19 protein-coding genes are annotated in these 23,743 nt (G+C 49.2%); 8 read left to right on the top strand and 11 right to left on the bottom strand.

The features are described 5' to 3' along the window. The first annotated feature begins 44 nt into the window (after positions 1-44). Positions 45-587, top strand: coding sequence for a hypothetical protein (locus D0Y50_RS16520; protein ID WP_117318057.1), 543 nt, complete (start codon positions 45-47; stop codon positions 585-587). Between the two features lie 75 nt (positions 588-662). Here D0Y50_RS16520 and D0Y50_RS16515 read toward each other — a convergent pair whose 3' ends face one another. The 6 genes from D0Y50_RS16515 to D0Y50_RS16490 all read right to left on the bottom strand — a co-directional run bounded on the left by D0Y50_RS16515 (position 663) and on the right by D0Y50_RS16490 (position 6,959). After that, positions 663-1,289, bottom strand: a complete 627-nt coding sequence (locus D0Y50_RS16515) for a response regulator (protein WP_117318055.1) — start codon at positions 1,287-1,289, stop codon at positions 663-665. After that, positions 1,286-1,996 carry a sensor histidine kinase gene (locus tag D0Y50_RS16510; RefSeq protein WP_176582462.1) on the bottom strand — a complete coding sequence of 237 codons (711 nt, stop codon included), beginning with the start codon at positions 1,994-1,996 and terminating at the stop codon, positions 1,286-1,288. The genes D0Y50_RS16515 and D0Y50_RS16510 overlap by 4 nt, the downstream gene beginning before the upstream one ends. Further along, positions 1,989-2,645, bottom strand: a complete 657-nt coding sequence (locus D0Y50_RS16505; protein ID WP_117318051.1) for a hypothetical protein — start codon at positions 2,643-2,645, stop codon at positions 1,989-1,991. Before D0Y50_RS16505 ends, D0Y50_RS16510 begins: the two co-directional genes overlap by 8 nt. A gap of 72 nt (positions 2,646-2,717) precedes the next feature. Next, positions 2,718-5,006: a protein kinase domain-containing protein gene (locus tag D0Y50_RS16500; RefSeq protein ID WP_147318259.1), complete on the bottom strand. Its 2,289-nt coding sequence runs from the start codon at positions 5,004-5,006 to the stop codon at positions 2,718-2,720. 223 nt (positions 5,007-5,229) lie between these two features. After that, the gene (locus D0Y50_RS16495) at positions 5,230-6,105 is read right to left on the bottom strand and encodes a GAF domain-containing protein (RefSeq protein WP_117318047.1); all 876 of its coding nucleotides are present in this window, start codon (positions 6,103-6,105) and stop codon (positions 5,230-5,232) included. A gap of 14 nt (positions 6,106-6,119) precedes the next feature. Then, positions 6,120-6,959, bottom strand: coding sequence for a DUF6689 family protein (locus tag D0Y50_RS16490; RefSeq protein WP_117318045.1), 840 nt, complete (start codon positions 6,957-6,959; stop codon positions 6,120-6,122). 362 nt (positions 6,960-7,321) lie between these two features. Here D0Y50_RS16490 and D0Y50_RS16485 point away from each other — a divergent pair, with 362 nt between their 5' ends. Then, positions 7,322-8,410 (top strand): Rossmann-fold NAD(P)-binding domain-containing protein, encoded by a 1,089-nt coding sequence (locus tag D0Y50_RS16485; RefSeq protein WP_117318043.1) that lies wholly within the window; start codon positions 7,322-7,324, stop codon positions 8,408-8,410. 15 nt (positions 8,411-8,425) lie between these two features. Further along, positions 8,426-9,478, top strand: coding sequence for an aldo/keto reductase (locus D0Y50_RS16480; protein WP_117318041.1), 1,053 nt, complete (start codon positions 8,426-8,428; stop codon positions 9,476-9,478). Positions 9,479-9,545: 67 nt separating this feature from the next. Here D0Y50_RS16480 and D0Y50_RS16475 read toward each other — a convergent pair whose 3' ends face one another. Continuing rightward, entirely contained in the window at positions 9,546-10,697 is a 1,152-nt protein-coding gene (locus D0Y50_RS16475; RefSeq protein WP_408640661.1) for a DcaP family trimeric outer membrane transporter, read from the bottom strand. Between the two features lie 272 nt (positions 10,698-10,969). Here D0Y50_RS16475 and acs point away from each other — a divergent pair, with 272 nt between their 5' ends. Both acs and D0Y50_RS16465 read left to right on the top strand, forming a co-directional pair. Then, positions 10,970-12,916 carry an acetate--CoA ligase gene (gene acs / locus D0Y50_RS16470; RefSeq protein WP_117318037.1) on the top strand — a complete coding sequence of 649 codons (1,947 nt, stop codon included), beginning with the start codon at positions 10,970-10,972 and terminating at the stop codon, positions 12,914-12,916. A 10-nt stretch (positions 12,917-12,926) separates the two neighbouring features. Further along, the gene (locus D0Y50_RS16465; protein ID WP_117318035.1) at positions 12,927-13,586 is read left to right on the top strand and encodes a response regulator transcription factor; all 660 of its coding nucleotides are present in this window, start codon (positions 12,927-12,929) and stop codon (positions 13,584-13,586) included. Here D0Y50_RS16465 and D0Y50_RS16460 read toward each other — a convergent pair. From D0Y50_RS16460 to D0Y50_RS16445, 4 genes are all read right to left on the bottom strand, one after another. Continuing rightward, positions 13,583-14,023, bottom strand: coding sequence for an ATP-dependent zinc protease family protein (locus D0Y50_RS16460; RefSeq protein WP_108568355.1), 441 nt, complete (start codon positions 14,021-14,023; stop codon positions 13,583-13,585). The genes D0Y50_RS16465 and D0Y50_RS16460 overlap by 4 nt on opposite strands. Before the next feature lie 6 nt (positions 14,024-14,029). Continuing rightward, positions 14,030-15,055: a succinylglutamate desuccinylase/aspartoacylase family protein gene (locus D0Y50_RS16455; protein ID WP_117318033.1), complete on the bottom strand. Its 1,026-nt coding sequence runs from the start codon at positions 15,053-15,055 to the stop codon at positions 14,030-14,032. 5 nt (positions 15,056-15,060) lie between these two features. Then, positions 15,061-15,966, bottom strand: a complete 906-nt coding sequence (gene rimK, locus D0Y50_RS16450; RefSeq protein ID WP_117318031.1) for a 30S ribosomal protein S6--L-glutamate ligase — start codon at positions 15,964-15,966, stop codon at positions 15,061-15,063. Positions 15,967-16,139: 173 nt separating this feature from the next. Further along, positions 16,140-19,580, bottom strand: a complete 3,441-nt coding sequence (locus D0Y50_RS16445) for a PAS domain-containing hybrid sensor histidine kinase/response regulator (RefSeq protein WP_117318029.1) — start codon at positions 19,578-19,580, stop codon at positions 16,140-16,142. A 252-nt stretch (positions 19,581-19,832) separates the two neighbouring features. Here D0Y50_RS16445 and D0Y50_RS16435 point away from each other — a divergent pair, with 252 nt between their 5' ends. From D0Y50_RS16435 to D0Y50_RS16425, 3 genes are read left to right on the top strand one after another with little or no spacing between them, the layout of a single operon-like run. Further along, positions 19,833-20,099, top strand: a complete 267-nt coding sequence (locus tag D0Y50_RS16435) for a DUF4212 domain-containing protein (protein ID WP_108568360.1) — start codon at positions 19,833-19,835, stop codon at positions 20,097-20,099. A gap of 4 nt (positions 20,100-20,103) precedes the next feature. Further along, positions 20,104-21,810, top strand: a complete 1,707-nt coding sequence (locus tag D0Y50_RS16430) for a sodium:solute symporter family protein (RefSeq protein WP_117318025.1) — start codon at positions 20,104-20,106, stop codon at positions 21,808-21,810. Positions 21,811-21,868: 58 nt separating this feature from the next. Continuing rightward, the gene (locus D0Y50_RS16425; RefSeq protein ID WP_117318023.1) at positions 21,869-23,743 is read left to right on the top strand and encodes a DUF294 nucleotidyltransferase-like domain-containing protein; all 1,875 of its coding nucleotides are present in this window, start codon (positions 21,869-21,871) and stop codon (positions 23,741-23,743) included.

The following is a 23,743-nucleotide window of genomic DNA, read 5'->3' as shown; positions in this document are numbered from 1 at the left end:
TTACAAAGGCGATTCTGAGCATACAGGTTTACCAGGGACCAGTGATGAAACAAATAACGATCATCGTGAGCAGTTTATTCCTACCGCTGATGGCGCAGGCTGCAGTACTTACCTATAGGTTGGATACGCACCACTGGGCGCAACATACCGATCAGCTTTGCCACGATAACTCGCTAGCGGCGTGTGTAGTCGACCCCGATAGATGGCAGTCGTTTATCCCGCTCCCGGCGCCGATACGATCTATTGCATTAAAGCCAGATACGTTTAAGTCCACCGCGTATCAGCGCGCACCATTAGACCGTGATTTTCAGTCACCTTCGATAAACTACTACACGTTTATGTCGCTAAAGCACATGGCACCTAATTCCCACCATCAGTGGCATGTAGCGCACATCGCCAATACTAGGCCACAACAGGACAAGCTACTTTGTAACCTCCAGGTTGAAAATAGCTGTAATCAACGTGCCTATAGGTTTGGTAAATCACTGGCCACATCCCAGATTTCGGCGCCGCTGTTAGCGATGCTTATGATCCCTGTGTTGCTGGTATCGTTTTATCGCAGAGAATCTGCGGCCGGTATTCGCTAACACCGGTAATTGTTTTCCAATGTCATACTTCGCGCACGGATGCGCTCTTTTTTACTTCTATCCAGGCAAAAGCCGCTATTCCAGTAAGCCAGCTTTGCCAGCGAGCCTGATCAATTCTGCTGAACTCTTTATATTGAGCTTACGGTAAATATTACTGCGATGGTTCTCTGCGGTTTTAAGGCTCATATCCAGCAAGTGAGCTATATGCTTGCTGGTATGGCCTGCGGTAACCAAAAAGAATACTTCTCGTTCACGGCGGGTAAGGGTGGTGAGTGGGCTAACATAACATGGCGCTGCTTTCCCGGCAGTTAAGTCACTATGCTCAAAGCAGTGGCGGCCAGCGGCGACCTTATGAATCGCATCAATAAGCACTTCTTGCGACGATTCTTTCAAAATATAGCCCATTGCGCCTGCTGCCTGCATCGCCTCGATATATTCAATTTCATTGTGCATAGAGAGCACCAGAATTTTAGCCTCGCCGCGCTGGGCCAGAATTTTGTCGATAGCGACTAAACCACTCATTCGAGGCATGGAAACATCCATTAGAATAACGTCTGGAGACAACCGTATCACTAGCTCCAATAGCGCCAAACCATCCGCGCACTCACCGATAACATCAAGCGACGTGTCGGTCTGAAGCATGCTGATGATACCTTGACGCATTAAGGCATGATCGTCTGCCAGCACAATAGATATGGTCATATCGGCACCGTAATAATAATATGGGTTCCCTGTCCTGGCGCAGTATCTATCTGTAGCGAGGCATTAAACGCCTTCGCGCGGTCTTCAATACTGCTTAGTCCAATACCGGGTTCAATCTGTTGTTTGGCAAAACCACAGCCGTCGTCATGGATTTGCATCCGAACAATATTATGATGATATAACACCGACAATTGTACCGCGCTTGCGCCAGCATGCTTGACTGAATTTGTCAGCGCTTCCTGGGCTATGCGAAATAACAATACCCCGACATGCTTGCTTAGCCCTTCGGGAGCATCTATTGAGCAGGTATAGTGAATGTTCTCATGGCCTAGCACGCTTCTGCAAAGCCAGTTTAATGCCGGCTTTAAACCGAGATCGTCCAGTAAGGTAGGGCTCATCAGTCTGGATAGCTGACGCACATCCGCCAACGCCATTTTAGCTATAGCGTGTAGTTCGTAGAGTTCGTGCTGCTCAGAGTGGGTAGAATCGCCCTCGCTTAAATCGTGTAGACGGCGGGTGAGGTTGGTGAGCAGTTGTCCTACGCCATCGTGTAGTTCCCTTGATAAACGCGCTTTTTCAGCTTCCTGTTGTGCCCATAAACGTTTAGCCAAACCGGTTAATGATTCTTGCTCCCGGTCAAGCTGCGTTTTGAGGCTTTGCGGCAATGTATGGATATCTTGCAGCGCCTGGCTGATTTCGTTATTCAATATAGGCCTCAGTATAATTGCTGCTTTGCTGTTCAGGAAGGGTCGCTAGCCAGGCCGCCAGCAAGGTGTCCTTCAATGGTTTGCTATCAGGGAGAACACTATAATAGATATGGTTACGCCAGTATTCAGGATAGCGAGCCAACACTTGCTTAAGTTGAGGTTTCGCATAGGTGTTGGCATGGCGGGCCTGCAAATATAGCCACTGCAAATGGGTTTCATAGAATGCGGCATCGTTAAGCGCCGTCGCCCGCTGCATGGCGTAGCTGTCGGCCGGAAGATTAAACCGTTCTTGCATATCCAGCAGAATCTTTAGTTCGGTAATACGCGGCAAATGTTCGATTGCTATTAAGCTGAGATATTCAGTATGTTGCTCGTGTATTCGCTGGCCCTGATGGTACGCCAGGGCCAGTTTAAGCCAGCGATAAACCGCCCCATGTTCGTAACTGCTATTTGCTATGTCTGCCGCAATGCTGTTAAGCCTGTTTTCGGCACACTGCCATGCGGCTGTTTTCAAACACATTTCAGCCATCCATAAGTTGCTCTCAACCCTGGCTTTAGGATCATTGGTTTTTTTCGCCAGGCTTTGGGCGCCCTCCGCGTGGCGTAGAGCCTGCGCAACTTTACCATTGGCAAAATGATAATAGCTCAACAGTAAATGCTGATATAACTGCTCTTGTTCATAAGGTGGGGTAACAATATTAGTTAGCTCTCGTAATTGTCGCTACACAACAGCAATATCGCCCTTAATCAGGCCTAACTGGACCAGGTGCTGGCGGGTGCGCAATTGATGGCTCATATCATTGTTCTGCGAAAAAAGGCTCAGTGCTTGCTGCCAGTAAATCTGGGCTAGTGCAATGTCACCTGTGAGAAAGTGCATGTAAGCCACGTTACTCATACTTTCTGCCTGTAGTGAGGTATCGGCCTCATCCAAGCGTAGGTCCAGTCCCCGTTGATAGTACACCAGCGCCTGGGTGTACAATCCCTGTTCTTCATGTAAGAAACCCAGTGTATCTAATATATGGGCTTGTTCAGGGGCGTTGTGCTGGCTTTCAACTAACGTCAGTGCCTCCTGTAAACTCTGTTCAGCAAGGCTGAACTGCCCTTTGATAGAGGCCACAATCGCCACATTCGCCAGGGTTTTTGCCCGTTCATCGGGTTGCGATTCTGGCTGGCGCAACGCCAATGCGTCGGTAAAATAGCGCATGGCTTCGTCGTATTCAGCCAGCCTGAGATGACCAATACCAAATGCATTAAGTATCAGGCTTTCACCCGACTTATCGTTTACCCGCCGAAAGGTCACCAGTGCCCGGGTCAGAGTGTGATCCAGCGCCTCTGTTATATCGCCCTGCATAATCTGTAGGCGGGCCAGCGCAAACCATAGGTAACCATCGTTAGGACGTAGGGTCAGCGCCTGTTGGTAATTTTGCATCGCAGCTTGCGGTTGGTTTGCCCATATATTGACTTTTGCTTGTGCCACCAGAAGTTCGGGACGATTTGGAAAAGCGCGAATTAACACGCCAATACTTTGTTCCGCCAGCGGCAGATTGTCATCTATCTGCGCCTTAAGTAAATTGGCCTTGAGCGCCCAATACTGATGCAAGCCTGGCTGCTTAAGTAAGGCTGCAAGTACATTGCGGGCTGCTACTATATCACCGATATCTGCTGCCTGTTGGGCTCTAAGTAATAACCCTTGCGGCGAATGGGCGGGCAGAGCGAGCACTTCGTCACTGCCGGTCAGCGACTCTGCAAAGCGTATTTCAGGTAGCGTAACAGGGGTATCAAGCTTGGTAAACAAGGTGCGGGTAAGGTTGTCAGCAAAACTTTGCAGGCCACTGGCCAGCGTGGTAGTAGCCACTTCATGAGACAAGGTAAAAATGTCTTCATTGCCTGGCATCGCGGTGGCTGTAGCATGTATCAGGTATAGGCCAGTATTTGCTGGGGTCAGCTCCAGTGTAATAACTAAGTCGGCGCCCAAAGTACTGGCAACATCGACACGGTCCTGAGCCCTGGCCAGAGGGTTTAGCGCCATATTGGTAATTAATGCTTCAGTATGCTGTGCATCAATCAAGGCAACATCTGGATGTAGCGCCAGAGGGTAACGGAGTAGTTTTGCAACCGTACGCAATAACGGATAGCCATCAGCATGTATTAATGCCACCTGGCGCGTGGTTGCGGCATGTTTATCGGGTGGCGTAGTGGTGCGCAGGGCGAGCCAAAGCGCTAGACAGATCAACAATGCCAAAGACGTAGGGATGGCCCATAAGCGGGAAGGGGGCAAGGTTGAAGGAGTATTGTCTGCCCACCGACTTAAAGCTGGACGCCGGGCAGGCTGAACGGCACATAGCTGGTTTACTCTGCGCCGGGTTCGCCAGCGCCAGAAGCGGTGAGCAGCAGAGTGGTGGGGCGGCGATACGGCTTGCAAGATGTCCTGCAGTACACGGCCCGCGCTGAAGGTATCTGATTGGGGATGGGGGATGCCAGTAGCTATCACTTCCGGAGCACTGTAGCGAGGATGACCACTGCTTTGCCCAGCTGAGTGCAAACTTCGACCTATGCCAAAGTCAATAAGTAGCAAATCTTCGTTTTCGGTCACCAGCAGGTTGTCCGGCTTGATATCGCCATGCAGTATGCCCGCCGACTGGCAGGCCATAACAGCTTGAGTGAGCTGCGCTTCCCAGCGTCGATAAAGTGCCGCCGAAACCCCGATAGACAACCTTTGCGCCAGTAGTTCTCCTGGAATATACGTCATCGTGAAAAACGCATCCGGCCCGTCGCAATATACATCATGCACGCGGATAATATTCGGATGCTGCAGGGAGCGCGAGATCAAAACTTCATTGCGTAGCGTTTGCATGTTTAAGGGAGCAGCTGCCGCTCCGGACAAAAACTTAATGGCCACAGTGGTATCGAGTAGTTCATCAAATGCTTGGTAAACGTAAGCCTGAGCGCCCTTACCTAGCCGCGAAACAATAGTAAAGCGGTTTGCCAGCAGGGTTCCTGGGGATAGCATAGTTTCGCTGTGTAAAGTCACAGTTTCTAAAGATGTAGGGGTGGACGGTAAAACAGTATGCCCGTTCACTCAGTTACCTCATAACGTGCAAAAAGTTTCGGCGGGCCTCGCAAAAGCACCCAGTAGCATTGAACGATTATTAACCATATGTAGACGAGTATAGCACCATGTGACCCTGGTAACCGCGCCACTATGCCAGCCTTTTAGCGCTTCTGCTTGAACCTTAAATTGGATTGGTATCGAAAGCCTCCTTTTGCGCGCTTGCTACTGTGTGCGTAATGGCATTAATTTTATGGTCAATCGTCAGCAACAGAATGCGGCAAGCCAGTAAACTAGCCAACCGACAGACCAGAGCAATATCTGTGTCGGTGAAATAACACCGGCTAGTGATGGAGTCAGCGTATAACACGCCGATGGCAGTATCGTTGAGCATTAGCGGCACGGCCAGTGCAGCTTTAATATTATACCGAATAATACTTTGCTGGTTGGCCAGCCCAGCCTCCTCAGTTAAATCGCCTACAGCCATTACAGCCTGTGTAGCCAGGCACTGTCTAATAAAGCTTCTGCTGCCAGTAAAACCATCCTGGCGCAGCCATTGAGGATAGCTGGCGCTAATCGTTCCCATACCCGGATCACTTACCAACATCGCTGCAGCCCTTTCGCAGCCCAAAAATTGCTGCATGCATTCCTGAGCCAACAACAATAATGCCTGGCTACTCGTACATTGCTGCAATTGCTTACTATGCATCTTAAGCTGCTGTTCGCGCCATACTTGTTGACTATCGGCGCGTAACACATCGGTCGGTAATACGGGGGTGAGCTGACAGGTTACCGGGCCAAACATCACGCTGCTGGGTTGTGCGATAATCAACTTTGAAACTGCTGAACCGCTGCTAAAGCAGCCATTGGAACTGGTATCGGTTAATGACCACATTGCGTCGTTTGAGGCTTGCAAACTAGCATGTAGGCGTGAAACCTGCGGGTGGGGGATCGTAATATCAGCTTCATCTGCGCGCCCAACGGAATAAGCGCGGCCTTCATACAGCAGATGTTCACGCACACTGCCATCTGGTTGGGTTACGGCAAGTTGAAGAGGCATTAAGTGAGCGCTCCTTACAGGGTTCGTAAGCTATACCGCAAAGTATATAAGCGGGCTAATAATTCGCCTCGCACATTTGTAATCGCTCCATCGGCGCGCCATACATCCGGTATTACGCTACCGCTGGTATTTTCCAATAAGGAAATCAGTTCATCCGTAGCCAGTAGGGCCGCTTGGTTATTCAGTAAGAGCAGCGCTGTTTGCAGCGTCCGAAGTAAGGTATCCAGGGTGAGCGCAAGAGGCGCGGGTAGCAGTTCCTGATTATCGTATATCGTTTCGCTAAGGCGTTGTACTTTATGACTGATAATAGTGTGCGGTGCGCGTGAATCGAGCAATATTAGAAAGTCAGAAAAACGGCCTGTGCTCCCTCTGGCGCGATAACTCCCGGCGGTGGTTAACGTAGTAATATCTTCAAACGTATCGCCGTCGTGAGAGGTGAACAAGCGCCACGGGATATTCGAATCGTAATGCAAGGCCTGGGTGTAGAATTCGATGCTCGCGGCCCCTGCGAAAGCAAAGCCCTGCAGCGGGTCAGGGACTACAGAGACCAGCACAGGAAAGCTGGATACAGCCGTAACAGCGGCGGGGAGCCGATCGACAATACGCGGGTCGGTTGGGCTCAGTACTTCAGCTGTTAGCATTAGATTGGCTGCGTGCAGGCCAATAGCCTGCTCAAACTCTAAAGACACGGCAAGGTCCAGGGATGAGGGGAGGGTAAAACTGGCCTGAACTTGGTGGTTGCTAAAGGTAACGGTATTGGGGGGAACTGCCTGCGCTCTCGCCCCGGATATAAAGCACAGCAAAAGGGTACAAAGCACCAGTGAACTGCGTATCGAATCTGGTAAAGCTTTCATATAAACGCGCCTCCATAGCCTTGTACAAAAACTATACTAAAGTAGGGTGTTTATCAAACAAAAATAAAAAACCCCGCTATTTCAATAGTATTCCTATGAAGGGCCACCCAATATAAAGCCCCAGCCAGCAGATGTCTGGCGAAAATCTTCATCGCTTTGTCAGGGGGATCCGCTCTGGGATTCAATAACACATTTAATTACTCCCCAACACTCGGTTATGTCTGGCTACTGTAGCGGTATTTCCCAGTTAGCGTCGGCCATAGCAGCCCCAGGTGCCACAAATCATTCATAATGATTCGTTAGCGTAGAGTAACGGGCCAGATAGGGCAGCTCAGCAAGAAAAACGCTAAATAGAGGACGTTATGAAGTTTGATTCAATTAAATCCCGCCTGCTGTTGATGACGTTAGTTTGTGTTATCGGCATGACCATGCTGGTGGGTAGCCAGCATCTTTTCACCCAGAGGCTCGTCGTGGTGCATCAACAGCGAGATTTGTTGCTTAGGCTAGGGCAGGATTTACTCCAGCTGCGTCGGCATGAAAAGGACTTTTTACTACGCCACCAGATGGACTATTACCATCGTTTTAATCAACGGGCGGGGCAGTTTCAGCTCCGTCTTAGCCAGCTTAAACCGCTATTTGAATCTTATAATTTGTCCGCCGAGTACAGTGCCAACCTGGCCCAGAGTATGCAAAATTACCAAAGTCTGTTTAACCAGCTGGTAAAACAACAAACTAAACTGGGTCTTACGCCAAACCAGGGTTTGCTAGGTAGCTTGGCAGGCATAGAACAACAACTGGTGGAACAGGTTAATACAACGAATCAAATTGCTCCCTTGCATTCGCTTACCCAGGCAAGACTAGCCACGCGTGACTTTTTGCTTACCCGCAAGCCTTTTTTCGAAAACCAGTTTACCGAGTCACTTAACGCGCTTAAACAGCAATCTGGCTACATTCAGTCTACGGCTTTGCAAACCCGCGTCGCTGCATATGAGCACACATTTGCGCAGCTAAGTCGCGCCGTCAGTAAAATGGGGGAGACGCATAACCAAGGTTTGCGTGGCCAGTTTCGTGCCCAGGCGCATCAGATGGAAGCTAATCTTAAATCTATTGATGATGCCCTCCAGCCCTTGATACAACAACAGGAACGTCAGGTCAGAATTTACAGTATTTCTATTGCGTTGCTGACCTCTATAGTATTAATTCTGCTATTGATTAAAAGTTTTGCTACGTTTCACAAAGCATTTTCTAATTTCGTGATGTTTTTTTATCGCTGTAAGAGGCAGTATCAGCGTATAGATACCCGGCAACTTGGGTTTGCAGAGTTCAAGTCGCTGGCCGAACTGGCTAATGAGATGGTCGAGTCCCGGCGTGATATGGAACAAAGGCTGGCTTGTGCAAACGCTCGGCTGGCGCGCGAGCGGGACCCATCGTTATCGGGCTCTTCAGATTAATTATTAAGGTGACAAATGAAGTTTACAACGTTAGGCAGTAGTGGTTTATCGGTATCCGATATCTGTTTGGGAACGATGACCTGGGGCATTCAAAATACCCAGCGAGACACCGATGAGCAAATGGCTGTAGCATTAGATGCTGGCATCAATTATCTGGATACCGCAGAAATGTATCCTGTACCGCCTAACCAGGAGACCTACGCCGATACCGAACGGTTTATTGGACATTGGCTCAGCCGACATCCATCGCGGCGTCAAGATATCGTATTGATGACCAAGATCGTCGGAAATGGGGTAAGCTGGATTCGTGATGGGGCAGATATTACCGGGCCAGCCATCGGCCAATCGATTGATGCCTCGTTAGCCAGGCTGAATACAGATTATATCGATGTGTATCAGTTGCACTGGCCTAACCGCATTTCGCCGCATTTTGGTAAACACTGGCCGGGTATGACCAATCCGCACAATGTTGATAAAGAAGCTGAAATTGCCGGAATGAGAGATATCTTACGCGGTTTAGATAGCGCCATGAAAGCGGGTAAAATCCGTCATTGGGGGCTGTCTGATGATACCCCTTGGGGAATTCATTGCTATCTTACCTTGTGTGATGAAATGAACATTGCCCGGCCGGTATCCATTCAAAATGAATTTAGCCTGTTACATGCTAAAGACTGGCCATATTTAATTGAAATGTGTGCGTTGGAAGATATTGCGTACCTGCCCTGGTCACCCTTGGCCACAGGCATGTTATCGGGCAAATACCACAACGATGCCCGACCAGCCGGCTCTCGCTGGACGTATTCACAGCGCCAGGGCTTATTTCGCGATCAGCCAATGGCGCGTCAAGCCACCGCGGCATATATGGATATTGCCGCAGATTATCAGTTAACACCTGTGCAATTGGCGCTAGCTTGGTGCCGACAGGTGCCCGGGGTTACATCGACCATCATTGGGGCTACCTCTACCGCGCAGTTGACAGAAAATATTCAGGCATTCGATATCACTTTGAGTAGCGAAGCGCTGGAGGCTATCGGCGCTACCTTGCAGCGCTACCCACTGGGTTATTAGAAATCAAAAACAACCCAGGTGGCATCAGCCACCTGGTTTATTGTGCAGTACAAACAGAGTCGGTACTTTAAAAGGCGTATTTACCGGAAAACTGAATCCGATTCATATCGCCGTCCAGGCCACTTTCAATTTCTCGTTTAGCATAACCATACTCACCACCAAAAGTGAGCGCCGGGGTAGGGGAATACAGATAGTTGACCCGCGCACTTAAGGTACTTTCGGTAGCCGTCAACCCAGAAAGGGAAGTATCGTTATCTACCTGTAGGGCTGAGAACATGAAAGATGAGCGTGATTTGTCATTCCACTGGTGTCGATAAGCAATTGAATAGCCATACGAGTCGATAGCTTCCAGCTGATTGCCATTAGCCGCATCTATGACTACGCCATTGGCAGCATTAAGCGCTGTGTATCGGCCCATGCCGGCACCCGCATTAACCATCAGCCGCAAATCATCACCGTTAGCGAAATTAACTTTACCCGATACAGCAATACCGTAGCCGGTTTCCTCGTCATCTACCGCCACGCCATCATCATAGGATAACTGACGTATCAACCCGGCTACTTTTACATGGCCCCAATCATTTTTTAATGTATAGGCGGCAATTAAATCGGGTACCGCATTGTCGTCAGCCACAATACGGCCTCCATCAACACCTGAGGTCACCGTAGTTTCAGGATTTTCGAGGGCTACCTGCAAGCCACCACTGGTGTAGCGCACCATTGTCTGCCGGCCAAACGTAACCCCGTCCGTCACGCCAATGAAATCCAATGACTCTGGCAAAATAGAAACATCCATAAAGGTGGTCCAGGTTTGGCCTACTAACCATTCTTTATATTGCAAATAAGCATGACGCACCCTTGGGGTATAGGAGTTACTGATACGTTCATCACCACCTGCGGTAACGTTGAAGTCCATTTCCAGTACTCCTTGGATACTTTCACCATTATCGGTGGGGGTATTAGTGGCAATGCGGAATCGTGACTGGCGAATGTGAGCGTCAAACTGTGAGCCTTCCTTATTACCTCCTACCGGGGTGAGTGAGGGGATATAAAAGTCACGGCCAACGCTGCCTGAGCTGATAGTGCCATCAGAATAATCGCTGAACATAGCATCAGCTTTAATATAGCCCGAAAAATTCATCTCGGTACCACCGACGTTAGCTGCATGTGCGCTAAACCCGGCTGCAGACATAGCACAAACGACGGCTGTTTTTCTCATGGTGTGTTTCATCTGTCTTTCCCGTCTTCATATTGTAGGTAAAGGGTGTGTAAATATTTTGTGAACGAGTGTAGAGTGGTCCACGTTAATATAAATTTAAATAAGCGGTTAGTCTGATAAGACCAAAGTCTTAATGAAGTGTCATAGTGGTAATTTCCCATCCATTGAAAATGTTTGATAAGACCAAAGTCTCATTTTGCTTTAATCGTTAAACGTTACATTGATGTATCAGTATTAACAAATTATACATTAAGTACTTCGGAGGGACATCCATGACCGCCACCAAGACATATCCAGTGCCAGATAATATTCGTCAAGCAACGCATGTGACGCCACAACAATATGATGATATGTATCAGGCATCAGTATCCGATCCCGTTGCTTTTTGGGGTGAACAAGCAAGTTTCCTGGATTGGTATAAGCAGCCTACCAAGGTAAAAAATACAGCGTTTACCAAAGACGAAGTCAGTATTAAGTGGTTTGAAGATGGCGAGCTGAACGCCAGCTACAATTGTATTGACCGACACCTGGCGGAAAATGCGAAAAAAGTGGCATTGTTTTGGGAAGGGGATAGTCCTGAAGATAGTGAAGAAGTAACCTATCAACAACTGCACTATGAAGTATGTAAGCTAGCCAATGGTTTGAAGAAACTTGGTGTGAGTAAAGGCGACCGTGTTGCTATTTACATGCCTATGGTGCCTCACGCGGCTTATGCCATGCTGGCCTGCGCCAGAATTGGTGCGGTACATTCGGTTATTTTTGGTGGCTTTTCGCCAAATGCTATTGCTGATCGTATCAACGATAGCGCGGCAAAGGTGGTTATTACCTGCGATGAGGGGCGGCGTGGCGGACGAAGTGTGCCATTAAAGCAGAACGTCGATAAGGCCTTATCAAACGGTGCCTGTCCTTCTATCACGCATGTGGTTTGCCATAAAGTTACCGGCGGCGACGTGGCTTGGAATGACGATATTGATATCGCATGGGACGCGCTGGTGGATGAGTGTTCAGCGCAGTGTGAACCTGAGCCGATGAATGCTGAAGATCCTTTGTTCATCCTGTACACCTCTGGCTCTACCGGTACGCCTAAAGGTGTAGTGCATACCACCGGGGGCTATTTGCTGTATTCAGCTCTCACCTTTAAATATGTATTTGATTATCAGCCGGACGATGTGTATTGGTGCTCCGCTGATGTTGGCTGGATTACCGGGCATAGCTATATGGTGTATGGCCCGCTGGCTAATGGCGCTTCTCAGGTATTTTTTGAAGGCGTACCAACCTACCCGGATGTACGCCGCATTGCCCAGGTGATCGAAAAGTATAAAGTGAATAGCTTTTACACCGCACCTACGGCTATTCGGGCACTTATGGCGCACGGCGACAAACCAGCCGAAGGTTGCGATTTGTCTTCGCTACGGTTGCTCGGCACGGTGGGCGAGCCCATCAACCCCGAAGCTTGGGAATGGTATTATCGGGTAATTGGTCAAAGCCGCTGCCCGATATTGGATACCTGGTGGCAAACTGAAACCGGCGGGCACATGATTACGCCGTTGCCCGGCGCCACCACCTTAAAACCGGGTTCTGCCACCCGTCCTTTTTTTGGCATCCAACCGGCACTGTTCGACCCTGAAGGGAATGAAATGCAGGGTAAAGCAGAAGGCAACCTGGTGATAAAAGATAGCTGGCCAGGCCAGGCCCGTACTGTTTATGGCGATCATGAACGGTTTATCAATACCTACTTTAGTGCTTATGAAGGGGTTTATTTTACCGGAGACGGCGCACGCCGTGACGAAGACGGCTATTACTGGATCACTGGTCGGGTAGATGATGTACTCAACGTCTCGGGACATCGGTTAGGTACGGCGGAAATTGAAAGTGCGCTGGTGGCCCATGCTAAAGTCGCTGAAGCGGCTGTGGTTGGCTTCCCGCACGATATAAAAGGGCAGGGCATTTACGTGTATGTTACGCCGAATGATGGCGTCACCCCTGACGAAGCTCTTACTAAGGAGCTTCGTGACTGGGTGCGTACCGAACTTAGCCCTATCGCCACTCCAGACATGATTCAGTGGTCGCAGGGGCTGCCAAAAACCCGCTCGGGCAAGATCATGCGGCGTATTTTACGTAAAATTGCCGCTAATGAGCATGAGCAACTGGGCGACACCTCTACATTGGCGGACCCTTCAGTTGTTGATACACTAATAGCTCAGAGGTTAAATAAATAACGGAGAGACCATGATAACGCTGTTGATCGCCGATGATCACCCCCTTTACCGGGATGCATTAAGAGGCGCGTTATCATTATCGTTGCCCGACCTTACGCTATTAGAGGCGGGCGATATCCCCAGCACGGTCAACATTCTGCAGCAGCAGGATGTTGACTTGTTACTGCTCGATTTACACATGCCCGGAAGCCACGACCTGTTTGGCTTATTACATATCCGCAAATTATTCCCGGAGCTGCCGGTGGCAGTGGTATCGGGCACCGAAGACCATCATCTCATTGCCAAAATTGTCAGTGTGGGGGCGTTAGGCTTTATTCCCAAAACGGCGAGTTCTAGCGATATTGCCGCGGCAGTGGAAGCGATTTTGGATGGTGATATCTGGCTGCCTGAGTCAATGAGCCAGGATATTGAAGAAGTAGATGAAGCATTTGCTGAGTTGGCGGATCGGGTGGCAAGCCTGACACCGTCGCAATACAAAGTACTGTGTTACATGCGCGACGGGCTGCTTAACAAACAAATTGGCTACAATCTTGATATTGCCGAAGCGACTGTTAAAGCCCATGTCACTGCCATTTTTAAGAAGCTGGCGATTAACAATCGCACGCAGGCTGTACTTATTGCTTCACAACTTGAACTTGAACCGCCTGCCGCGAAAGATGACGCCCGTTAATCAGGCGCCAGCATGTAATCGTGCTCAGGGTCAACGATTAGTCGGCCCGCCATGGCTTCACGCCCTAGCAACATTAAATAGGTCATTTCCGACCGGTCAGTCAGTGTTAGCTGAATATCCCAGCGCTGGCCACCAAGTACAATCGGGGTTTGAATAACATATCGACGCTCACGGGTCGCGGTAGAACTTTTTACCCGTTTTTTCCCTAACACCTGGGCCTGACGGCGGATAACCCGCGAGACATTATGAATATCGGGGTGTATATCGAAGCTTACCCATAGTTCATTGTCCTGCTCAAACTCTTCCAGGTTATCGACATGCAATGAAGAGGTCGTTGCACCTGTGTCTACCCGAATGTGTAGCGCTTCAATCGCCAAGGCTGGCAGGTCACATTTTTCCAGCGCGCCAACCAGTTGTTTCTCTGCTATTTGTGTCATAGTCAATTACTCTGCAATGGGGGGCTCGCCCAGCACCAGATTATCTTGCAGCAGTTCAACATGTTCTGCTACTGACTCTGCCCGCTTAAAGTAAGCGATGTGGTAGATCGCTTCACCTTCCTGCACCAGTGGAATATTTTGTTTACCGATCACCACCCCTTCTGCGGGACTATTTATGGCGGCCTGGAAGTCGCCATAGGGATCAGCAATTACTGCAAGGCGATCGCCCTTTTCAACAAAATCTCCTAACTGAGCCAAGTGCGTAACCAGGCCACTTTCAGATGCTCTTACCCAGCCGCTTTCACGTGCAATAAAGCGCTCAATATCATGCCCTTTACTTTTGCGCTTGTTAAGCATGCCCAGATGACGCATGGTATTAATAATGCCACGTAACCCTGCACGTATCGAAAACTCGTCATAGCGTAATGCTTGACCCGCTTCATACAACATCATTTTTACGCCCGCTTCGCTGGCAGCCTGACGCAAAGAGCCATCGCGTATATCAGCATTAAGCAATACGGGGACGCCAAAAGCTTTGGCCATTTCCAGCACCTCAGGATCATCTAGGTTGGCCCGTATCTGAGGCAAGTTACTGCGGTGGATAGCACCCGTGTGCAAGTCGATACCGACATCACATTTACATACCACTTCTTTGAAGAACAAGTTAGCCAGGCGGCCAGCCAACGAGCCTTTTTTACTGCCCGGAAAACTACGGTTCAGATCTCGGCGGTCAGGTAAATAGCGTGACTGGTTAAGTACGCCATACACATTGACCATCGGCACAGCGATAAGCGTTCCGCGCAGTCGTTCAATTGAGTTTGAACGTATTAAGCGGCCTACAATTTCGATTCCGTTAAGCTCATCACCATGAATGGCAGCGGATACGAATAACGTAGGACCAGGCCGCTTACCGCGCTTCACGTAAACGGGGATACTCATATGAGTGGCAGTGTACAGCGGTGGCATTTCCAGTTCGATACGGGCAGTTTCGCCCGGTGCAACCGACTTACCACCAATCACTAAATCTGTCATAGGGCTTAACCCTTTCCTCTGGTTTTGGTGTTATTTTCCGCAGCGTTCTTTTCGATAAACTCAATCACCATGCCGGCAACATCTTTACCGGTTGCAGCTTCAATACCTTCCAAGCCGGGAGAAGAGTTTACTTCCATAACTACCGGGCCATCGTTAGCCCGCAGTATATCGACACCACAACAATTCAGGCCCATAGTACGGGCAGCATCCACGGCGCACTTACGCTCAGCGGGTGACAACCGGGTAAGACTGGCCGATCCACCGCGGTGCAAATTTGAGCGAAACTCGCCCGGCGCGGCTTGGCGTTTCATGGCTGCCACGACTTTACCGCCCACCACAAAACAGCGGATGTCAGAACCACCGGCTTCTTTGATGTACTCCTGAACCAGAATACTGGCATTTAGGCCCATGAACGCTTCAATAATCGATTCGGCGGCTTTTTGGGTATCGGCCAATACCACGCCAATACCCTGGGTTCCTTCCAGTAACTTTATTACCACAGGAGCCCCGCCAACATTTTTAATTAAGTCATCGATTTTGTCTGGATGATGAGCAAAGCCGGTGCGCGGCATACCAATACCTTTACGCGAAAGTAACTGTAACGAACGCAGCTTATCCCGTGAACGGCTAATGGCGACGGATTCATTAATGCTATAGGTACCCATCATTTCAAACTGGCGTACAACGGAGGTACCGTAAAAGCTCACAGATGCACCAATACGCGGGATAACCGCGTCGTATTTAGGTAAGCGTTTGCCGTTATAACGTACAGAGGGGCGGGCACTGGTGATGTCCATATAGCAGTGCATGGTGTCAACCACGTCAACCTCATGGCCTCGGGCAATACCGGCTTCTTTTAAGCGCCGGGTAGAGTAAAGCTTAGGGTTGCGGGATAAAATAGCGATGCGCATGTAATAGCGTCCTGTTGGTATTGTAAAGCGCCAGGACTTCTCTTATCACTGGCGCTGGTAATTATCTACGCTATCATAAACATTACCTTAACTGTATGCACCGAAATAAACTTGTGGTTACGAATAAAAAAATTTCGTTAGCCTCAGGTGCCTGCATCGGCCTTTGGTAAAGCTTACTCCTGCCACTGGGCGTCTTTGATGTAACGCGTCATGCTTTGCAATAATGCCCGCAAACGGGCAGGTTTAAGGGGTTTACTTAAATAATTCACGCCCTGCTCTTTCGCCCGGCGAAGTAAAGCATCGTCCTGATTGGCAGTAATTAAGGTTGCAGGTAATATAATATTTAAATGTTGGCGAATGGCATCTATCAATTCAAGGCCATTACGGGTTTCATCCAGTTGATAATCCATCAGCAATATCTGGGGTGAAAAAATATCGGCCTGAGTGATTGCGTCATCCCAGTTATCGGCCAATACCACATTAATTCCCCATTTCTCCAATAGCGTACGCATGGCATCGAGATTTTCTTGCTGGTCGTCTACACACAGTACCCGTAAACCTTTAAAAGTGGAGGCGCGAAGTGGCTTAGCCCGCGGGGCGAGTTGCCGTTCTGTGGCTTTAGGCAGGGTAAGCGTAAAACAACTTCCATGGCCAGGCCTGGAATTCACGTCTACCTCGCAATGCATACCGGCGCTAAGCCGGCGCACCACGCCCAGGCCCAGACCAACGCCATGCTCTAGTGAATCATTAGTGCGATAAAAGTCGCTAAAAATAAGTACTTGCTGTTCCTGGCTGATTCCTACCCCGGTATCATAGACTCGCAGCGTCACTTTATCTTGCGCCACGCGCACGGTTAACAATACTTTACCCCGCATGGTGTATTTCACCGCGTTAGATAAAAGATTCTGCGCGACCCGATACAAATAGGTATTATCGGCCATCGCCCAACAGTCGTGGATACTGACTTTAAGTAGCAGGCCCTTTTCTTGTGCCCGCATTCTTATTTCATCCACAATGGGGCCTAGCAGAGTGGGCAAATGTACCGCTTCAATAGTTGGCTTCATTTCACCCTGATCGAGTCTGGCAATATCTAACAAGGTACCAATCAGTGCTTCACTAGAGGATACGCTATGCTCTAGCTTATTGATGGTATCTTTTACCTGGGCGGGCAGTGGCGCTTCTTGTAACGCACTTACATAGAGCTTGGCCGCGTTCAAAGGTTGCAATACGTCGTGGCTGGCCAGCGCCAGAAAGCGGGTTTTACTGGCGTTAGCATCTTCCGCAACCTTGCGCGCCCGGATCAATTCTTTCTCGGCTTCTGAGCGTCGTTCTATTTCCAGGCGCAGCTCAGCATTAATGGAATGGACTTCTTCGGTGCGCTTTTTAATGCGCGCTTCCAAATCAACATTGGACTCTTCCAACGCCTGCTGAATTTCGATATGACCGGTAATATCATTGAAGCTGGTAACAAACCCACCCCCTGGTAACGGATTGCCCACCATTTCGATAACCCGCCCGTCACTGCGTTGGCGGGTAAAGCGGTGAGGGGTGCCGGTACGTAGATGCTCCATACGTTTTTCGATGTGGTCAGCAACATCGCCGGGGCCAAATTCGCCTTGTTCAGCGTTATAGCGCACCAGTTTTTCGATCGGAGCACCCACCGTTAAAAGCCCTTCAGGATAACGATACAACGTAGTGTATTTTTTGTTCCATGCCACCAGGTTCAAATGTTTATCAATAACGCTAATGCCTTGATCCATATTTTCTAAAGAGGTTAACAAGGCCGTCATATTGAACTGCATGGCCTGCGTCGTATCATCAAAGAAGTTGATGACTTCAGTAAAATCGAGCTTTTTACCTTGAATCACGCTGTCCATTAACGCCTTGGCACTGGCTGCACCAATTACACCGCCTAACGCGCGTTCACAAAATGACATAAAGGCTTCATCGGGAGAGCCGGAGCGGGAAATGCTAAGCTGGTTTAGCTGCTCGTATTCTTCCAGTAGTTGTTCACATCGACCTACGCCCATGAACGTTGCTAACAACGTGATTAGGTCGTCTGTAGTTATCGAGGTGTTTTGTCTGGAACGACCGGGCTGTGAAACATCGGTGGGCGAAACAAAGGCTTCCGCCTGAATGCGATCTATCAGGCGCGGCTGGGCAAACCGGCTAAATACAATATACGCCAAGGCATTGGTGACCAGTGACACCAATGCTCCCTGACTGTGTAGCTCATTTTGCGCTGCCGCAGAAGCATCTGGATTGACCAAGGGCAATAGTAGCCACAATATCCAGGAGATAAGCCCGGCCATTAACCCGGCATAGACGCCGTGTGCATGACCTCTTTTCCAGTATAAACCGCCAATAATGGCGGGCAGTAACTGAATAACCAACGAAAAGGCAATAATGCCGATAGAGTGCAAGGAGCGGCTGGACGTCATTTGCTGGTGGTAAAAGAAGGCCAGCAACAGGATGAGTCCAATCACTAACCGCCGAATTAACCGGATCCGGCGGCTATAGTCTTGTTTACTCGGTGAATGCAGCCCCAGAGCAAAAATCCGCGGCAAAATAACATCGTTAGTTAACATGGTACTTAAGGTCAGGGTGGCCACAATAATCATCGCCGTGGCGGCTGATAACCCGCCGATAAATACAATGACCTGTAGTAACAAGGACTGTGAATAAATTGCCATGGACAATACGTAGGTATCAGGCTCAACCGCGCTATTTTCAAATAGAATATTGCCCGCCACCGCGATAACCGGAATAACCGTTGCGAGTACCGTCAGGTACAGCGGAAATAACCATCGCGCCGTTTTTATATGACCCAGACTGAGGTTGTCTACGATTGCCACATGAAATTGGCGGGGTAAACAGATAACGGCGGCAGCGGCCATGATGGTTTGCGCAATGAAGCTGAAAGAACCAAATTGCTGGAGCGCAGACGGGCTGAAAAACGTTTCTGTGAGCGCCGGATAGCCATCATCATACCATGCACTATAGCCGACTATTGCGACCAGTATCAGGGCCAGCAATTTAATTGACGACTCAAATGAGATAGCTAGCATCAACCCACGCCGGTATTCGGTGACATCGGTTTGTTTCGTTCCAAAATAAATAGCAAATACCGCAATAAATATGGTTGCCACGATAATAATCATGTGCGAGTCAGGCTGGCGGGTGAGCAGCTGAAATGTCGAGCCCACGGCTTTAAGCTGCAAGGCAATATAAGGAATGGTTGCTAATAGAGCTATCAGGGTTACCAGCAGCGCCACGCCCTGACGTTTGCCATAACGCGATGCGATAAAATCAGCCACAGTAGTAATGTGCTGCTTTTTACTGACCAGGGTCATCTTGTAGATAAATCGATAGCCAAACAGATAAACCAGTATGGGGCCCAGCAAAATAGGTAAATAAGCCCAGGAGTAGCGGCTAGCCTGGCCCACTGAGCCAAAGAAGGTCCAAGCCGTGCAATAAATAGCTAACGCGAGCGAATAAATGGCAGGATGTGAAGTGAGCCAGCGGGCCGTAGGGGAGTTGCGGTCTCCCCAGCGTGCTATATAAAACAGACCGACCAGATAAAACAGGGCAAGTGCAATCCATCCAAAAGTCATTATCCTTCACGCCTTATTAACAAGTCAGTATGAAATATATCCAGCCGGTTAGTTTTGTCACCTAAGACCATGGTCGCATTTGTAGATTCCTTAAGCAGGTCTATTGTAGTTGCAAGCCTCCTTATGTAAGGGTCTTTCGCTGTTTTAAACCGCGCACGAAAATCATAAAACAGGTTTAAAATAACGAAAAGATACCGCGTTAGGAATATGTAAATAATAAACATCTGATTAACCTTAGGCGAGGAAATAACGATGGCTTTTAGGAATGACGAAGACAAGGTTGCGTATTGGAAGGAGAACCTGTCTCTTTTGACGAAGTTGCTGGTGGTATGGTTTGCAGTGTCGTTTGGCGCTGGCATTTTGTTTGCTGATGCGCTTAATGCAATACAGTTTTTTGGTTTTAAACTGGGTTTCTGGTTTGCGCAGCAGGGCGCTATTTATGTGTTTGTTGCACTGATTTTCATCTATATGGCGAAGATGAATGCTCTGGATAAAAAATACGGCGTAAACGAGGATTGATAGCATGGATATCCAAACACTGACTTTTATTATTGTGGGCGGTACGTTTGCCCTGTACATCGCTATTGCCATCTGGGCCCGCGCTGGAAGTACCAACGACTTTTATGTTGCCGGCGGCGGCGTGCCACCGGTATTAAATGGTATGGCCACAGCGGCAGACTGGATGTCCGCTGCTTCGTTTATTTCGATGGCCGGACTCATTTCTTTTATGGGTTACGATGGTGCAGTATACCTGATGGGCTGGACGGGTGGTTATGTGCTACTAGCCCTGTGCCTTGCGCCCTACTTACGTAAATTTGGTAAATTCACTGTACCGGATTTTATAGGCGATCGCTACTACTCACAGACGGCCAGAACGGTAGCCGTATTTTGTGCCATTTTTGTTTGCTTTACCTATGTTGCCGGCCAAATGCGCGGTGTAGGCGTGGTGTTTAGTCGATTCCTGGAAGTAGACATTGTTACCGGCGTCCTCATCGGTATGGCAATTGTGTTCTTTTATACCGTTTTAGGGGGGATGAAAGGCATTACCTATACCCAGGTCGCGCAATTCTGTGTCATGGTATTTGCTTACATTGTACCCGCTGTTTTTATCTCAATTATGGTCACCGGCCACATTCTTCCGCAAACCGGCTTCGGGGCTACATTGAGTGATGGGTCGGGGATGTTTCTCCTCGAAAAGCTGGACCAGCTATCAGTGGACTTAGGCTTTAACGAATACACATCGGGGACGAAAAGTACCATAGATGTATTCTTCATCACCTTTGCCCTGATGGTGGGTACGGCAGGTCTTCCCCACGTTATTGTGCGGTTTTTCACCGTCCCTAAAGTGAGCGACGCCCGTAAAAGTGCTGGTTGGGCGTTGGCGTTTATCGCAATTGTTTATACTACCGCACCTTCACTGGCAGCCTTTGCCCGCACCAACATGATTGAAACTATCAATGGTACCCAGATGCAGGGCACCGACTATGCGTCAGCCCCCTCGTGGATAACCAATTGGGAGAAAACGGGGTTAATTGAGTGGGAAGATAAAAACAACGACGGCAAGATGTTTTATTCCGGGGATGATCGCAATGAGATGAAAGTCGACCGCGATATTATGGTATTGGCCAATCCGGAGATAGCTAATTTGCCGGCGTGGGTTATCGCTCTGGTCGCTGCGGGCGGGGTTGCGGCAGCGTTATCTACCTCTGCCGGATTATTGTTGGTTATCTCTACCTCCGTATCCCATGATTTGCTTAAACGTAACTTCGCCCCGGATATCTCTGACAAGGCGGAGCTGATGTATGCAAGGTTAGCAGCCGGTGTCGCTATTGTGATTGCCGGGTACTTTGGCGTGAATCCGCCCGGGTTCGTGGCCCAGGTGGTGGCTTTTGCGTTTGGGCTGGCAGCTTCAAGCTTCTTCCCGGCCATTATTATGGGAATATTTAGTAAACGCATGAATGATAAAGGCGCAGTGGCCGGTATGTTGGCCGGTATATTGTTTACCGCGTCGTATATTATTTACTTCAAGTTTTTGAATCCGACCGGCAACGTGCCTGAAAACTGGTGGTTTGGTATATCGCCTGAAGGTATTGGTACGTTGGGCATGATGGTGAATTTTGTGGTGGCCTATGGCGTGTTCAAAATGACCGACGAAGCCCCCCAGGAGATTCAGGAACTGGTGGAAAGCATACGTTACCCTAAAGGATCCGGCGAAGCCTCTTCACATTAGGGATTAACCCATCAAAGCCCACCTTCGGTGGGCTTTTTTATTACGCGGGAAAGCACATATGAGCGCTGTACCCCAACAGGTTCTGACATTTCTGGGTGAGTCAGCACCATTTGATACGCTATCTGACAGTGACCTTGGCGAGCTTGCGCGCCATGCCAGCCTTATTTATTTGACCCAGGATAATGTGGCCGAGCTTATTGATAAACGTGCTACCAGCCTTTACCTGATTGCTAATGGTCAATTCACTGTGCACGATTGTGATGGACCGGTAAAACACCTAAGCGAAGGCGACTACTTTAATCTCAGTAATATACTCAATAAGTATCAAACTGATACTGCGCAGCAATCTGCCACTGCTTGCTCCCCACCAACTCCATTAAGTGTATCGGTAGATCAGCCAGGCCTGATATACCAGTTTGCTGGCGACAGCATTGCATCATTGCTGCAACAGCCCGCTATTTTTATGTTTTTCTCCACCTTATATACTGACATGGCGGGTCATCAGGCTATAGAAATGTCGAATTCCATGTGGCTTTACCGCCCCTTACTCGACGTTATCAATAATCAGCCTGTCAGTGTGGACCACGCCCAGTCTATCCAGGCGGCGGCTATGACCATGGCTGACCATAACGTGTCATCTGTGCTTGTCACCAAAGATAATCTGCTTACAGGGATTGTGACCGACCGGGATCTGCGCAATAGGGTAGTGGCCCATGGGTGCGATATCAGTGCCCCGGTAACCCAAATAATGACCGCTCAGCCGGCCAGCATTAGTGATAATCGTACCTTGTTTGACGCGATGGCACTGATGAGTGAGAAAAATATCCATCATTTGCCGGTGGTGAACCAAACCACCCGACAGCCTGTCGGGATGTTGACGGCCACCGACCTTATTCGTCTGCAGCGCAGTAATGTACTGTTTGTTATCGGCGCCTTGGCGAAAGCAAGCAACCTGTATGAATTAACCGCTGTCGCCTGGCAAATCCCCCACTATTTTGCCAGTGCGGCCCGGCGTCCCGGCGACTTCGATATTGCGGGAAAAGTATTATCTCAGGCTACTGATATTATGACCCGGCGCTTACTTGCATTTTACGAGGCCGACCATGGCCCGGCGCCAATGCACTGGTGCTGGCTGGCCTATGGCTCCCAGGCTCGCGAAGATCAGACGATGGGGTCGGATCAAGATAACAGCTTGCTTTTAGCGCGCCAGCCAGATGCCGCCGCTTCACGTTATTTTGCGGGAATGTCCCATTATGTCTGCCAGGGATTGGCCAAGTGCGGTATACGGCTGTGTGAAGGTAATATAATGGCCAGCAATCCTGCGTTACGTCAATCGGTCGACCAGGCTTACAAGGAAGCACAGCAATGGGTTAATCAGCCCACGCCAGCGGCCTTATTAAAACTAAATATTTTTTTAGACGTACGCGCGGTGGCGGGGCATCGTGAGCTCTTAGCTCAACTACATGAACTGCGAATGCCATTGTTCAAACGGCCGCTATTTTTGGCCGCACTGGTGCGCAGTACCAACGACATTGCCGTACCGCTGTCTCTGTTTCAAAAGTTTGTGTATCACAAACAGGCTGCGTATCCCGACAGTATTGATATTAAGGTTAACGCGGTGGCTATCATTAATAACCTGGTGAGAGTATATGCGTTAGCCAGTCAAATTAGCACGCCGGGCACATTACCGCGCTTAGCTGGTTTGCCAAAAGGGAGTGGACTTAGTGTCAAAGATGCTGAAAACTTACGTGATATCTGGCTGTTTTTGGGACGTTTACGCTGGCGACATCAGTTAACCAATAGCGTCACGGATAACCGGGTGCGGGTAAGCCAGCTATCCTCTATTGAAAAGCATCAGCTAAAAGCCGCTTTTAAGGCAATAGAGCGTGCCCAACAAGCGGCGGTATTAAGATTTGCCGGCGGGATGGGATAA

The sequence above is a fragment of the Salinimonas sediminis genome (assembly GCF_003429285.1).
In the GTDB taxonomy this organism is placed as follows: Bacteria; Pseudomonadota; Gammaproteobacteria; order Enterobacterales; family Alteromonadaceae; genus Alteromonas; species Alteromonas indica.
Note: the sequence above shows the minus strand (reverse complement) of the source record. Positions and strands in the feature narration are given on the sequence as shown.